This window comes from Stenotrophomonas sp. SORGH_AS_0321 (assembly GCF_031453215.1).
Taxonomy (GTDB): Bacteria; Pseudomonadota; Gammaproteobacteria; order Xanthomonadales; family Xanthomonadaceae; genus Stenotrophomonas; species Stenotrophomonas chelatiphaga.
On record NZ_JAVIZG010000001.1, the window covers coordinates 1,302,183 to 1,314,818 of the forward strand.

General features: G+C 68.2%; 15 protein-coding genes. 6 read left to right on the plus strand and 9 right to left on the minus strand.

The annotated features are described in order from the left end of the window. Positions 1–102: 102 nt before the first annotated feature. On the minus strand, positions 103–1,200 hold the full coding sequence (locus tag QE373_RS05560) for a Glu/Leu/Phe/Val dehydrogenase (protein WP_057687602.1): 1,098 nt from the start codon (positions 1,198–1,200) through the stop codon (positions 103–105). 302 nt (positions 1,201–1,502) lie between these two features. On the opposite strand from QE373_RS05560, the gene QE373_RS05565 reads away from it, so the two are divergent. Then, positions 1,503–2,591, plus strand: a complete 1,089-nt coding sequence (locus QE373_RS05565) for an HDOD domain-containing protein (protein ID WP_309684397.1) — start codon at positions 1,503–1,505, stop codon at positions 2,589–2,591. Positions 2,592–2,597: 6 nt separating this feature from the next. Here the strand turns inward: QE373_RS05565 and QE373_RS05570 are convergent, their stop codons facing one another. Genes QE373_RS05570 through QE373_RS05580 form a run of 3 tightly spaced genes read right to left on the minus strand, consistent with a single transcriptional unit; the run spans position 2,598 to position 5,471 of the window. Beyond that, the gene (locus QE373_RS05570) at positions 2,598–4,166 is read right to left on the minus strand and encodes a phospholipase D family protein (protein WP_309684400.1); all 1,569 of its coding nucleotides are present in this window, start codon (positions 4,164–4,166) and stop codon (positions 2,598–2,600) included. 44 nt (positions 4,167–4,210) lie between these two features. Further along, the gene (locus QE373_RS05575) at positions 4,211–4,918 is read right to left on the minus strand and encodes an RNA pseudouridine synthase (protein ID WP_057687605.1); all 708 of its coding nucleotides are present in this window, start codon (positions 4,916–4,918) and stop codon (positions 4,211–4,213) included. 55 nt (positions 4,919–4,973) lie between these two features. After that, the gene (locus QE373_RS05580) at positions 4,974–5,471 is read right to left on the minus strand and encodes a M48 family metallopeptidase (protein ID WP_057687606.1); all 498 of its coding nucleotides are present in this window, start codon (positions 5,469–5,471) and stop codon (positions 4,974–4,976) included. 61 nt (positions 5,472–5,532) lie between these two features. On the opposite strand from QE373_RS05580, the gene QE373_RS05585 reads away from it, so the two are divergent. Continuing rightward, positions 5,533–6,090 (plus strand): DUF2058 domain-containing protein, encoded by a 558-nt coding sequence (locus QE373_RS05585; protein WP_309684405.1) that lies wholly within the window; start codon positions 5,533–5,535, stop codon positions 6,088–6,090. Between the two features lie 737 nt (positions 6,091–6,827). Further along, complete coding sequence (locus tag QE373_RS05590) at positions 6,828–7,094, plus strand: DksA/TraR family C4-type zinc finger protein (RefSeq protein ID WP_123699820.1); 267 nt, start codon at positions 6,828–6,830, stop codon at positions 7,092–7,094. 356 nt (positions 7,095–7,450) lie between these two features. Here QE373_RS05590 and QE373_RS05595 read toward each other — a convergent pair whose 3' ends face one another. Together QE373_RS05595 and QE373_RS05600 are read right to left on the minus strand one after the other, a co-directional pair. Further along, on the minus strand, positions 7,451–8,032 hold the full coding sequence (locus QE373_RS05595; protein WP_123699821.1) for a mechanosensitive ion channel family protein: 582 nt from the start codon (positions 8,030–8,032) through the stop codon (positions 7,451–7,453). 36 nt (positions 8,033–8,068) lie between these two features. Continuing rightward, a complete protein-coding gene (locus QE373_RS05600) occupies positions 8,069–8,257 on the minus strand; it encodes a hypothetical protein (RefSeq protein WP_309684410.1) in 189 nt (62 codons plus the stop codon). A gap of 126 nt (positions 8,258–8,383) precedes the next feature. On the opposite strand from QE373_RS05600, the gene QE373_RS05605 reads away from it, so the two are divergent. The 3 genes from QE373_RS05605 to QE373_RS05615 are packed head-to-tail and all read left to right on the plus strand — an operon-like array spanning position 8,384 to position 10,421. Continuing rightward, on the plus strand, positions 8,384–8,959 hold the full coding sequence (locus QE373_RS05605; RefSeq protein ID WP_309684413.1) for an RNA polymerase sigma factor: 576 nt from the start codon (positions 8,384–8,386) through the stop codon (positions 8,957–8,959). Beyond that, complete coding sequence (locus QE373_RS05610; protein WP_309684416.1) at positions 8,956–9,504, plus strand: hypothetical protein; 549 nt, start codon at positions 8,956–8,958, stop codon at positions 9,502–9,504. The genes QE373_RS05605 and QE373_RS05610 overlap by 4 nt, the downstream gene beginning before the upstream one ends. Positions 9,505–9,530: 26 nt before the next feature. Further along, on the plus strand, positions 9,531–10,421 hold the full coding sequence (locus QE373_RS05615) for a DUF4097 family beta strand repeat-containing protein (RefSeq protein WP_309689580.1): 891 nt from the start codon (positions 9,531–9,533) through the stop codon (positions 10,419–10,421). A gap of 63 nt (positions 10,422–10,484) precedes the next feature. Here QE373_RS05615 and QE373_RS05620 read toward each other — a convergent pair whose 3' ends face one another. From QE373_RS05620 to QE373_RS05630, 3 genes are all read right to left on the minus strand, one after another. Further along, complete coding sequence (locus QE373_RS05620; protein WP_057687210.1) at positions 10,485–10,664, minus strand: hypothetical protein; 180 nt, start codon at positions 10,662–10,664, stop codon at positions 10,485–10,487. An 11-nt stretch (positions 10,665–10,675) separates the two neighbouring features. Then, positions 10,676–10,969 carry a YkgJ family cysteine cluster protein gene (locus QE373_RS05625; RefSeq protein ID WP_083492053.1) on the minus strand — a complete coding sequence of 98 codons (294 nt, stop codon included), beginning with the start codon at positions 10,967–10,969 and terminating at the stop codon, positions 10,676–10,678. A 244-nt stretch (positions 10,970–11,213) separates the two neighbouring features. Next, positions 11,214–12,575, minus strand: coding sequence for an Hsp70 family protein (locus QE373_RS05630; RefSeq protein WP_309684421.1), 1,362 nt, complete (start codon positions 12,573–12,575; stop codon positions 11,214–11,216). Positions 12,576–12,636: the final 61 nt, after the last annotated feature.

The following is a 12,636-nucleotide window of genomic DNA, read 5'->3' on the forward strand; positions in this document are numbered from 1 at the left end:
GTGTTTCGCAGGCAGTGGCTGATGAAAGGCGCTGGGCTTCGCGCTCGCCGAGCGTGGCCCGGCGCTACCGGGCTTGCCGTGCAGGGTTGGCGCGGGCGGCGCTCAGCCAGCGCGCAGGTCGCCCAAGCGCGGGGTGGCGCGTCCCATCGGCAGCTTCAGCTTGCCGATCGACTGGATGCGCGCTTCGGCAATGCGGTCGGCCGCGCGCTGCGGGGCGATGTTCTCGCGCTGCGACAACGCGAAGATGCGGCCCAGGTTGTGGTAGATGCTGCGGATCAGGCGCATCGCGCGTTCGCGGTTGTAGCCGTCGATTTCCAGCGAGACATTCATCACCCCGCCCGCATTCACCGCGTAATCCGGCGCGTACAGGATGCCGCGCGCGTGCAGTTCATCGCCCACTTCCGGGTTGGCCAGCTGGTTGTTGGCGGTGCCGCAGATGATCCGCGCCTTCAGCCGTGGCAGCACGTCCAGGCTGATCGCACCTTCCAGCGCACACGGAGCGAACACATCGGCATTGACCTCGTGGATCTCGTCCGGCTTGACCGCCTCGGCGCCGTACTCGGACACCGCGCGATCAACCAGCGATGCATCCAGGTCGGTCACGTACAGCTTGGCCCCGCGGTCGCGCAGCAGCTTCACCAGTTCCATGCCGATGTGGCCCAGGCCCTGCACGGCGATGCTGGTCTTGCCCACTTCTTCATGGCCCAGCTTGGCCTGCAGCGAAGCCATCAGGGCCTGCAGTGCCCCGTAGGCGGTGAACGGGGCGGGATCGCCGGAGCCCCCGTGGACCTGGTGCACGCCGGTGACGAACTGGCTTTCCAGGTAGATGTTTTCCATGTCGTTGACATCGGTGCCGACGTCCTCGGCGGTGATGTAACGACCGCCGAGCGCATCGACCTGGCGGCCGAACGCACGCAGCAGCACTTCGGTCTTGTCGGTGCGCGGGTCACCGATGATCACCGCCTTGCCACCGCCGACGTTGAGCCCGGCCAGCGCGTTCTTGTAGGTCATCGTGCGGCTGAGCCGCAGCACGTCGGCCAGTGCCTCGTCGGTGCTCGCGTAGGGACGCATGCGGACCCCGCCCAGGGCCGGGCCCAGGGTGGTGCTGTGCAGGGCGATGATGGCGCGCAACCCGGCATCGGGGTTGTTGCAGAAAACGACCTGCTCGTGACCGGTAGTGGCGAGGGTTTCGAATAGCATGGCGACTCCGTTGGCGTGAACAGCAGCGAACCACTTCGAACAGGCCAGCAACGATAAGGGTGCAGAAACAAAAAAAGCGACTTCGTCAGTTCAGGGGACGGGCCGCGCGGCGCCATTCTAGTCCATTCCCCGGGGTGGTGTTGTGCACGTCCGGGCCCATGGCCGGGAGGGTGGAGGGGTTAAAGAAGCGACCGTAGCGGCCGATGCTGGATGCACGGCGGTGTCCGCCTGAAGCTAAGGACCGGTGCGGTGGCAGTACAGCAATCCTACGCCCGCTTTGCCGGGCCATGCGGGGCGGGCCGATGAGTGCGACGGGCAGCAGTGGCTGGGCCGGCTGGTGGGGGCGGCTGTTCGGCCGTGCCGGGGCGCGGCACCCCACGCAGCAGCGCACGCAGCGCCACGATGGCTTCGTCGCCGAAGCCGTTGCGCTTGCCCCGACGGCTGCCGGTGGCGATACCGATGCCGATGCCGATGCCGAGGCGCGGCTGCACTCCGGGCTGTATGCGCTGGCCCTGCACCCGGCCCTGGATGGCGGCGCGGCCTGCCACGGGGCCCTGCTCGAGGCGACCCGGCAGGCGTTGCTGTCACGAGACTGGAGCGCGCGCCAGCTGCCACGGCGCCCGCAGCTGCTGCCGCAGCTGATCCAGACCGTCAACGATCCGGAATCCTCCGCGCGGGCGACCGCCGCGATCATCGGCCAGGACCCGGTGCTGACCGGCAACCTGCTGCGTATCGCCAACAGCCCCGCGTTCCGCATGCAGGAGCGGCCGGTGGACAGCCTGCAGCGGGCCATCACCCTGGTCGGCACCGAAGGCATTCGGCAGATCATCAGCGCGGTGCTGGTGCAGCCGGTGATGCACCTGCAGTGCAGTGAGTTTCCGCAGTTCAGCACCATCATCTGGGAGCACGCGCTGCTGTCCTCGCGCGCGGCGGCCGACCACGCGCGCACGGTCAGCCAGCAGGATCCGTTCGCGGCGCAGTGGCTGGGGCTCACGCAGGGCCTGGGCGCCGCGCTGGTGATGAAACAGCTGCTGCAGGAAGCGCAGACGCTGCAGGTGCCGCTGGACTACCCTACCGCCGAGGCGCTGCTGCGCCAGTGGACGTTGCCGGTCGCCCAGCGCGTGGCCGCGGCCTGGGAGCTGCCCGCGCCGGTGCACGAGGCGCTGCAGGCCAGCAATACCAACAGCGGTTTGCCGCGCACGCTGCGCTTCGCCCGCGCCGCGGCAGCCGCCAGCCTGCTGGCGCGGCATGGCCACATCGGCAAGAGCCAGGGGCTGGCCTGGCTGGAGCAGCTGCCCGGCACCCCGCCGCATGCCCTGCTGTGGATCTGGCGGCGCCTGCACGGGCGGCCGGTTGAAACCCTGGCCGACGAACACGACGGCGACGCGTGAGCAGCGTCAGAGCTGTGATTCCAGCGGCAACCAGCTGATCACCCGTGCACTGGTGCGCAGGCGCAGGCTGCTGTCCGGTTCGGTGTCGACCCAATGCGGCGGTGGCTCGCGTTCCAGCCAGCGCACGCGGTCCCGTGGGTCCAATGCCAGCCACCAGCTCTGTTGCGGACTGGACAGCCGCAGGTACTCGGCGGTCAGCTGGGCGGCCAGCACCGGGTCGTCGAAGATCACGCCCATTTCCGTGTTGAGGTAGGCCGAGCGCGGGTCCAGGTTGAAGGAGCCGACGAAGCCGTGCCGGTCATCCAGCACGAAGGCCTTGGTATGCAGGCTGGCGCCGCTGCTGCCGAACAGCCCGGAGCTGGTCGCCTTGCCATGTGCCTTCAGTTCGTACAGCTGCACGCCGGCCTGCAGCAGCGGCGCGCGGTAGGTCATGTAGCCGCCATGCACGGCGACCACGTCGTTGGCGGCCAGTGAGTTGGTGACCACCCCGACCTGCACGCCGCGTTCGCTCAGCCGGGTAAGGCCATCCAGGCCCTCGTTGCCGGGCACGAAGTACGGCGATATCAGCAGTGCCTTGTGCTGCGACGCCGTCAGCATCTGCACCAGGTCGCTGACCAGCCAGTTCTGCGGGTCATCGCGGCGATGCTTCATCGGCGGATCGGAGACGATGCGCACGTTCGCGCTCCAGTGCAGCGGTGTCGCACTGGCCATGGCGCGCTGGCGCGACTTCGCCACTTCCTGCAGGTAGGGCCTGGCCGAGTCCAGCCGCGCTTCGTTGTCCGATTCGCGCATCAACAGGCGCAGCTCCTGCCGCGTATGGAAGGCCAGCGCGGCGATCGGCACGGCCGCTTCGCTGTTCCAGTAATCGTCGAACACGGTGTTGGCCTGGCCGACCGCTTCACCGGCCACCAGCAGGTCCAGGTCGCGGAAGTTCACGTCCGGGCGCGCGCTGAAGTATTCCTCGCCGATGTTGCGGCCGCCGACGATGGCGACCCGGCCATCGGCGATCCAGCTCTTGTTGTGCATGCGGTGGTTGACCGAGAAGAACCGCTGCACCATCTCCACCATCCGCCACGGCCCGTTGCGGTTGCGGAACGGGTTGTACAGGCGGATCTCGATGTTGGAATGGGTATCGAGCGCCATCATCAGCGCGTCCTTGTCCTGCGCGTTCATGTCATCGAGCAGGATCCGTACGCGCACGCCCCGCTCGGCGGCGTCGTGCAGGGCACGCGCCATCAGGTGGCCGATCAGGTCGTCCTTCCACATGTAGTACTGCAGGTCCAGGCTGCGTTCGGCGCGTTCGGTGATGACCGCGCGCGCGGCGAAGGCATCGAGTCCGTCGGACAGGAAGGCCACGCCCGATGCCCCGGGATGCGCCGCCTGCAGCGCGCTGACCTCGCGGTCGATGCGGGTCTGGGTGGGCTGCACCGGCAGCACGTGCGATGTTTCGCCACGCGCCTGTGGGGTCAGGTGATCAGCCAGCAACAGGCCGGACAGCACCAGCAACACCAGCAGCGCAAGCACGATGGCCAGGCCGCGCAGCAGCCGGCGCCACAGGGGAGGGGGTTTACTCATGCACCGATCCTAACCGCCAGGCCGGTGCACGCGCAGTGCACTGTTCAGAAACGCTCGTCGCTGCCCAGGTAACGCCAGCTGCCCGGGGCCAGCTTGCCCAGCGAGACACGGCCGATGCGCAGGCGGCGGATGCCGACCACCTGCATCGAGGCACCGGCGCAGGCTTCGCGCAACATGCGCGGATGCAGGCCCTTGCCGGCAAAGCGCAGGCGCTGTTCGCTCTGCCAGCTGATCTTGCAACCGGGAATCGTGCGCCCGTTTTCCTTCAGGCCGGTCTGCAGCCGGGCCACGTCCCACATCGCACGCTCGCCCTGGATATCCACCAGGAACTCCTGTTCGGTGCGCGCAAGCTGCTGCTGCAGGTGGGCGATGATCAGCGGGTCCTGGCTGACCACCACCAGGCCACTGTCCGAAGCGGGCAGCGCGGCGGCCAGCTGCAGGCCGTGGAAATGGCGCTGCAGCGGACGGATGCTGCCCAGGTCCAGCGGGCTCTGCGATTCCGGGGTGACCATCGCGCTCAGCGTATGCGCGGCGGCATCCACCGGCTTGGCCAGCAGCATGGTCACGCGCTCGGTTTTCTCATCGCGCGCGGACGGATCCAGTTCCACGGTTTCGGTGCTGACCTGCGCCTGCGGCTGTTCCACCACCTGGCCGTCCACGCGCACCCAGCCGCCTTCGATGTAGCGGCGGGCTTCGCCACGGGGGCAGCCGAGCAGTTCGGCCAGGCGTTTGTCGAGACGGGTGGGGAGCATGGGGCAGGGAACCTCAAGGGGGCGCGCAGTGTACCTGCCACGGCGTCGGCCTGCTTCAGCCGCCGCGGTGGGCCAGTTCGGTCAGGAACAGCCGGGTGTCGAATTCCAGCTGCAGGTAGTCCGGTTCCATATGCTGGCACAGCTGGTAGAAGGCCTTGTTGTGGTCGGCTTCCTTCAGGTGCGCCAGTTCATGCACGACGATCATCCGCAGGAAGGCGGCCGGGGCCTGGCGGAACACGCTGGCCACGCGGATTTCGCGGCTGGCCTTCAGGCGTCCGCCGTGCACGCGCGACACCGCGGTGTGCAGGCCCAGTGCGTGTTTCACCACTTCCAGTTTGTTGTCGTAGCAGACCTTGTTCAGCGGCACCGACTTGCGCAGGTAGCGGTCCTTCAGGTCCTGGGTGTAGTCATACAGCTGGCGGTCGCTGCGGACCTCGTGCGCCTCTGGATAGCGCCGCTGCAGCAGGGCGCCGAGGCGATCCTCAGCCAGCAGCTGGCGGACCTGCTCCTGCAGGGGTTCGGGGTAGCCGGTCAGGTATTTCAGGGAGGGCATGGTGCCGCCGGGGCTCCGGTATCATGGACGTCCCTAAGATAGACCAGTTGCAGGCAGGACCATGGCAAAGCCGAACGCGCTGCAGGAACAATTGCTCAAGGCCGGGTTGGCCAAGAAGGCGCAGGCGAGTGCCGCGGCCCGCGAGCAGGTCAAGGCCCGCCAGGGCAAGGCGCCGGATGCATCGGCGGACATCCAGCGCGAGGCCGAGCGCGTGCGGCTGGAAAAGGTCGAGCGTGACCGCGCGATCGCCGCCGAACGCAATGCGCAGCTGCGTGCCATCGAGGGCCGGGCGCAGGCGCGGCAGATCGTGCAGGCGCATGCGGTGCCGCACGCGGGCGAGAGCGAGTATCGCTTCACCCACGGCGAGGTGATCCGCACGCTGCTGATCGATGCCAAGCTGCGCAAGGCGCTGTCGGCCGGTGCGCTGGTGATCGTGGCGGCGGGCGACAGTTATGCGCTGTTGCCGCGCGCGGCGGCGGAAAAGGTACGCGAGCGGGCACCGGAGTTGATTGCGGTTGACCACGGCCAGGCGGGCGAGAGCACATTCGCGTCCACCGGCAATCCCGAAGACGATGCGTATTACGCGCAGTTCCAGATTCCGGATGACCTGGTCTGGTAAAGGGTTTTTTCTGCGCGTGCGCGCGGCTTTGAAGCAACGGCAACGGCAACGTCAAAAGCAACGTCAAAAGCTGCAGGGCTGATGGTTGGGTGGGGCGGGGTGGGTTGGCGGGAATCGCCGTGAATCCGTCCATGGAGGCTCGCCATCCGCATCCATGCGGATGAGCGTTCCCGCCAACCCACCCCGCCCCACCTTCGACAGGTCCATGGTGGCTCTGGAACCTTCTGTAGCGCCGACCCATGGTCGGCGGGGGGATGGGGTCGGAAGATGGGGTCAGAGTCCTTTCGCGCAGCGAAAGGACTCTGACACCTGGCTTTGACCTCTGGCGTTGAGGGAATGGGGCCTGATGGATTCCGCCGACCGTGGGTCGGCGCTAACGCTTTTTTTTTTCATTACGCGGGCGGCGGCCCCCGGAACCTGTCAGGGGGCCGGGCGGTGGGGCTGGGCGGGGGCGTTGAGCGCCATGGATGGCGCGAAACGAGGCCCGCATGGGTGAGGGCGCTTTGCTTGCGAAGCACCGCTTCGCAAGCGCCCGGACGCACAGCCGCCCAGCGGCTGGGCCGGACCCCGAAGGGGCAGCTTCTGCCGTCCCCCGCCCAGCCCCACCGCCCGGCCCACTTCCAGCTGCGGCTTTCAGCTCACCCGCGAGGGGGGTCTCACCCGTTCGACCACCCCAACGGGTGCTTCACCCGCGCCGGATTAGGCTGGATATCCGTATCCCCGTGGAGGAAGTTCCCATGGCCACCGGATGGGCACAGGACGGCGCCGTGCAGGACCAGATCGACGCCACCGTCGACGATGCCATCGCCCGCGCCCGCAGCCAGCTCAAGCAGGGCCCCGGGCTGGAACACTGCGAAGAATGCGACGCCCCGATTCCACTGGCGCGGCGCAAGGCGGTACCCGGCGTGCGCCTGTGCGTGGCCTGCCAGCAGGCCCACGACGAAGACGAAAGCGCCCAGTCCGGCTACAACCGCCGCGGCAGCAAAGACAGCCAGCTGCGCTGATCGCTGCGGCGCCCATCCCAAGCTCGCGGACGCACCCCGCCGCCCCGGCGTCGCCAGATTCGGGGAGAAAGCGCGGCAGAAACTTGGGGTCAGAAACATGGGGTCAGAGTCCTTTCGCTACGCGAAAGGACTCTGACCCCTGCCTTTATTTCTTTCATTACGCGGGTGGCGGCCACCGGAACCCGTGAGGGGGCCGGGCGGTGGGGCTGGGCGGGGGCGTTGAGCGCCATGGATGGCGCGAAACGAGGCCCGCATGGACGCAGCTTCTGCCGTCCCCCGCCCAGCCCCATCGCCCGGCCCACTTCCAGCTGCGGCTTTCAGCCACCCGCGAGGGGGTCTCACCCGTTCGCCAACCCTCAACCGTCGCCCTGTATCCCACCCGGCGCCGTCGACGGATCCCGCCACCGCCGCACGGTGCGCTGGAAAAACAGATTGTTCGGCAACTGCAGCACCGTCCCTTCGTGTCCCTCACCGGTTTCCTGCAGCGTGGTATAGATCAGGTTCACATCGATCACCCGACCCTTCAGCCCCGGCTTCTCGCCGTTCTCCAGCACTTCGATGTAATCGTGCAGGCGGAACGGCCGCGTGGTGAAGATCAGCAGCGTGCAGAAGATGTTCGACAGCACGCTCCAGGCCGCGAAGAACGCCACCGCGCCCACCGCCGCAAAGCCGGTGAACGCCGTCCACAGCACCGCGCCCGACGTGCCGAGGATGTGCAGGATCACCAGCAGCGAAGCGAAGTAGATGACGAAGGTGGTGATCCGGCGCGCGCCCATCACCATTTCAGGGGGAAGCGTGTAGTGCGCGGCGAAGCGGCGGATCAGCCGGCGCACGACCAGCTTCACCAGCCAGGCGGCCAGCAGGGTGGCCAGCACCAGCAGGGCGGTCTCGGCTTGTTCCAGCCAGGCATGGGCCCACGGCGGCAGGTACTTTTCCATCAAACAGACATCCGGTAACGCAGGGGGAGGTCGATGTTACCTGCGCCCGGTGCGGGGATCGACCATCGTCATCGCATCAGGCAGCCCCATGCAGGCCGCCACCACGCCCTGCTGCAGCAGGCAGGCGCGGTTGCCGTGCAGGCGCACCTGCAGCTGCAGGGGATTGCCCTGCAGCAGGCCGCAAACGAGGATGGCGAGCAGGCCGCTGGCGGCGGGGGTGGACATGGGGCTTCTCCGTGGCCGGGTGGCCGCTGGGTACCTGGCTTGGATGCACGCGGTTGCCGAAAGGTTTAAAGGCAATCGACGGTCAACCGCTTTAAACCTTTTCTGCAGGCGCCGCATCCAAGGGTCATGCTCGACACGCTCACGCCAGCACTGGACACCCCCCTGCCTGCCCATGACGAGCCGGAGGTGGTGCGTGCTGCGGCCGCGGGCGACGTCGCGGCCTACGAGCAGCTGTACCGGCGGCATGCCCCGCGCCTGTTCGCGGTGGTGTGGCGGTTGTGCGGCGGCCAGCAGGCCCGTGCCGAAGATGCGCTGCAGGAAGCGTTCCTGCAGGCATGGAAAGCGCTGCCGGCGTTCCGGATGGACAGCAGCGTTGCCACCTGGCTGCATCGACTTGCGGTCAACGCCGCATTGATGGAGCTGCGCGCGCGCGGCAACCAGGCCCACGACAGCCTGGACGATGCGGACCTGGATCTGCCGGAAATGCAGGTGCATGACTGCTGCGCCGGGACCGAACGCGACCTGGAGCGGGTGCTGGCTACGCTGCCGCCGCGCGCCCGCGCGGTGCTGGTGCTGCACGACATCGAAGGCTGGAAACACAGTGAGATCGCCGAACAGCTGCAGATGGCGGTCGGCAGTTCGAAGGCACAGTTGCATCGAGCACGCGGCCTGTTGCGCGCGCGCCTGGGAGACATGACATGAACCACGAAACCCCCCGCAGGACCGACGACACCGACGATGCGCTGCAGCAGCGCCTGCGCGCGCTGCCAACGCAACTGGCGCCGCCAAGTGATGGCTGGGCGCGGTTGCAGGCTGCGCTGCCGCCGCGGCCACCGATCGTGGCCACGCCGCCGCGCACGCTGGCCCACGGCCGCTCCGCGCGCCGCCGCCTGCGCTGGGCATTGCCGGCCGGCGCGGCATTGGCCGCGAGCATTGCCTTGTACTGGGTGGTGCCGCTGACGATGCAGCTGCCATCGAAGGCGCCGGCTGCGCCCAGCGTGCTGCAGCAGCAGGCCAGCGCGATGAGCGCCGACTACCAGCAGGCCATCGCGGCGCTGCCGCGGGTCGATGCGCCGGAGTGGCGCCCGGCGCTGCGCGAGCTGGACGATAGTGCCGACCAGATCCACGCCGCGCTGGCGCAGAGCCCGCGTTCGCGCCACCTGCTTGAACAGCTGCAGCGTACGTACGCGCTGCGGCTTGAACTGACCCGGCAGGCGGCGACGTCCGCTACCGGCCTGCCCAGCTGATCCGATCCACCAGGAGAACCATGACCATGAACGTTTATTTCCCGCGCCGCGCGCTGCCTTTCGCCGCCCTGGCGTTGCTGTCCCTGCCGGCGTGGGCGGACACCCGCGTCGATGAGCGCCACGCCATCGCCAGTGGTGGACGGGTCGAATTGAGCAATGTCGCCGGCAAGGTGGTGGTACGCGGCTGGGACCGCAACGAGGTGCAGCTCACCGGCACGCTCCCCGACGGACTGACCCTGAAGCAGGAAAAAAGCGCGAACCGGGTGCGCTGGGAAGTGCAGTACCCACGGCGCAACAACAGTGGCGGCGCCACCCTGGAACTGCGCGTGCCGCGTGCGGTGGAGCTGCAGCTGGGTACGGTGAGCGCCGACCTGGACATCAGCGCGATCGACGTCAAGCGCCTGCAGGCGAACACGGTCAGCGGGGATCTGCGCGCTGCCGGTCGCAGCGGCGAGAGCACGCTCAACACCGTCAGCGGTGATGTCGATGCGCAGTTGCAGACCACGCGGATCGACGCGCGCACGGTGAGTGGCAGCATCCGGGCCGGTGGTGGGCTGTCCGGTGAAATCGGCGCTACCTCGGTGTCCGGCCGGGTTGGCGTGGAGGCCGGCCGCACGCAGCGCATGGTGGTGGAAACCGTATCGGGGACGGTGGAGCTGTCCGCGGCGGCATTGGCGCCGGGCGGGCGGATCAGCGTGGAATCGGTCAGTGCGCCGATCTCCCTGCACCTGCCGCGCAACGTGTCCGCGCAGCTGTCGGTCAACAGTTTCAGCGGTTCCATCCAGAGTGACGCGGGCAAGGTGGAACGGCCGCGCTACGGTCCTGGCAGCTCGCTGGATACCCGGTTGGGCAATGGCGATGGGGACATCAGCCTGGAATCGCATTCCGGTGGCGTGCGGGTCCGGCTGGATCGCTGACCCGTTGGCAGGGGCCAGGCTTGGCCGGCCGCGGCGGTGATGCCGCCGCGGTCGCCGACGCGGTCAGCTGGCTTTCTTCAGCGACCAGGTGTTGCCGAGGACTTCGATCTTGCCGCCGGCCTTGCGGAACGCGGCCAGGTCGGCGGCGATGCTGTTGCTGCTGGGCGTGGACGATGAACCGGCCTTGCGCTCGTTGCGGATGGTGTTGCTGGCCTTCGCGGGGGTCTTTGCCTTGCGGGGCATGGGTGCTCCTGTCAGGTGGAAGGGTGGGGAGGGTTCCAGGCAAGGGCCTGGTGCTGATAGTCCTGCCGTTCACGCTGGCAGTCATCGCCGCCCATCTCGAACTGGCGGCAGATGGCGGGACGCTGCGTGTAGATGGAACAACGCAGGTGGTACGGGTCGATGGCTGCGCACCAGCCTTCTTCGTTCTGCGCCATGCGGCGGCCGCCGTGGCCGTCGCTTTCAACGAACCAGATGGGGACGTCATCGCCCGGCATCAACCACACCGGCATCCGGCAGCACACCGCATCACAGCGACGGCAGTCGATGGAGGCCGGGGGCTGCTCAGTTTGTAAGGCCTCGTGGGCCTTCGTAATGCCCAAAGATGGTCTCGATCGCGGCTCGGAGCGGGTACGTGGTCATGGCAGAGCCAAGGAAAGCATGGCCACAGGGCCCGCAGGCGGGCGGCTGCGCACTGGGACGCGCTGCGCGCGCCACGAAGGCAGCGCGCAAGCTGAAAGCGCAGGTGAATGTCAAGCCGGTCGAGTTTAACGCGGATCGTGCGGAGATATGTTAATGCGAGCCCGCTGCCGCCAGCGCGAGGCCTTGCACGACCCCGAAGGAGGCATCGCCATGGACCTGGCGGGCGGTCGGGAAGGCATCGGCGGCGGCCTGGCGCAGGTAGCCCGCGCGGGACATGCCGCCGGTCATGAACACCGCATCCGGGGCCTGGCCGATGTCCTGGCGGACCTGGTCGAGCAGCTCGCGCAGCTGGCCAAGGTAGCCGTGCGCGGCCTGGCCCAGGCCTTCTGCGGAGGTTTCCGCCTGCAGGCCTTTTTCGATGAACGGCAGCGGGCTGGCATGCTCGATGGTGCCGCTGAGACTGATCTTGGCACGCTCCACTTCGCGGTACAGGCGGGCGGTGTTGCCGGTGTCCTGCAGCGCCTGCAGGCGGCTGCCATACGGGTCTTCGACGTGATCGTAGCTGTGCTGGCGGAAGTCACGCTGGCGGGTCATGTCCTGCACCATCGCCGCTTCCACGTAGTGGTGGGTCGGCACCCGGGTGATGCCGCGGCCGAACAGCGGCATGTAGGCGGCCAGGCTGAGCGCCAGGTCGATATCGGTACCGCCGCGGGCGATGCCCCAGGCGCGGTGGATGCGCGGCGGCTCGCCCCCGCCCACGCGCGCATGGGCGATGTCGGTGGTGCCGCCGCCGATGTCCACGATGATCGCCTCGTGCGGCTGCGCGCTGGTGGCGTGGTAGTGCATCGCCGCCGCAGCGGGCTCTTCCATGAAGGCCACTTCGTCGAAACCGGCGGCCAGCGCGGCTTCGCGCAGGATCGCCAGTGCCTGCTCGTTGCCGGCATCGCCGATCGAGCTGCGGAACTGCACCGGGCGGCCAAGCAGGGCTTCGCGCACCGGTGCGCCCAGCTGGGCGCTGGCGGTCAGCCGGATGTGTTCCAGGATGTGGGTGGCGATGCCGGTGATGGTCTGGCGAGCGCGCGGATGCAGGTTGTAGCCCAGCATCGATTTCGGGCTCTGCACCAGGTTGCCTTCGTTCTCCTCGAAGTAGGCTTCCAGCGCGTCATCGCCATACACCGCGTTCTGCAGCAGCTGGCTGGAACTGCGCGGCTCGGCCATGCGCTTTTCCATCCATTGCCGGCGCAGCGACAGCAGCGCTTCGCGGCGCAGCGCTTCCAGCGGACGCGCCTGGCCGTTGGCGCGTGCCTGGGCGGCGGCGGCGTCGATCAGTGCCTGCAGCTCATGTTCCTGCCCCGGTTCCAGCTTGAATTCACCGGGGTCCTGCATGATGCCCGGGAAGTACACCGACGTACGGAACTGGTCGGCATCGCCGAAACGGATCGGCTGTACCTGGCCATCGCGGACGATGGCTGCGGCGGAGTTGCTGGTGCCGAAGTCGATGCCCAGGCGCATGGTGGGGTTCCGCTGTTTCGAGGGCCGCGCACTGTAGCGCGCCGGCCGGCCCAGCGGTAGG

Coding starts and splice junctions, on each gene's coding strand:
- QE373_RS05565 (WP_309684397.1), top strand. CDS start 1,503: ATGAGTGCGACGGGCAGCAGTGGCTGGGCCGGCTGGTGGGGGCGGCTG.
- QE373_RS05575 (WP_057687605.1), bottom strand. CDS start 4,918: ATGCTCCCCACCCGTCTCGACAAACGCCTGGCCGAACTGCTCGGCTGC.
- QE373_RS05605 (WP_309684413.1), top strand. CDS start 8,384: ATGCTCGACACGCTCACGCCAGCACTGGACACCCCCCTGCCTGCCCAT.
- QE373_RS05620 (WP_057687210.1), bottom strand. CDS start 10,664: ATGCCCCGCAAGGCAAAGACCCCCGCGAAGGCCAGCAACACCATCCGC.
- QE373_RS05595 (WP_123699821.1), bottom strand. CDS start 8,032: ATGGAAAAGTACCTGCCGCCGTGGGCCCATGCCTGGCTGGAACAAGCC.
- QE373_RS05580 (WP_057687606.1), bottom strand. CDS start 5,471: ATGCCCTCCCTGAAATACCTGACCGGCTACCCCGAACCCCTGCAGGAG.
- QE373_RS05630 (WP_309684421.1), bottom strand. CDS start 12,575: ATGCGCCTGGGCATCGACTTCGGCACCAGCAACTCCGCCGCAGCCATC.
- QE373_RS05590 (WP_123699820.1), top strand. CDS start 6,828: ATGGCCACCGGATGGGCACAGGACGGCGCCGTGCAGGACCAGATCGAC.
- QE373_RS05600 (WP_309684410.1), bottom strand. CDS start 8,257: ATGTCCACCCCCGCCGCCAGCGGCCTGCTCGCCATCCTCGTTTGCGGC.
- QE373_RS05585 (WP_309684405.1), top strand. CDS start 5,533: ATGGCAAAGCCGAACGCGCTGCAGGAACAATTGCTCAAGGCCGGGTTG.
- QE373_RS05570 (WP_309684400.1), bottom strand. CDS start 4,166: ATGAGTAAACCCCCTCCCCTGTGGCGCCGGCTGCTGCGCGGCCTGGCC.
- QE373_RS05615 (WP_309689580.1), top strand. CDS start 9,531: ATGAACGTTTATTTCCCGCGCCGCGCGCTGCCTTTCGCCGCCCTGGCG.
- QE373_RS05560 (WP_057687602.1), bottom strand. CDS start 1,200: ATGCTATTCGAAACCCTCGCCACTACCGGTCACGAGCAGGTCGTTTTC.
- QE373_RS05610 (WP_309684416.1), top strand. CDS start 8,956: ATGAACCACGAAACCCCCCGCAGGACCGACGACACCGACGATGCGCTG.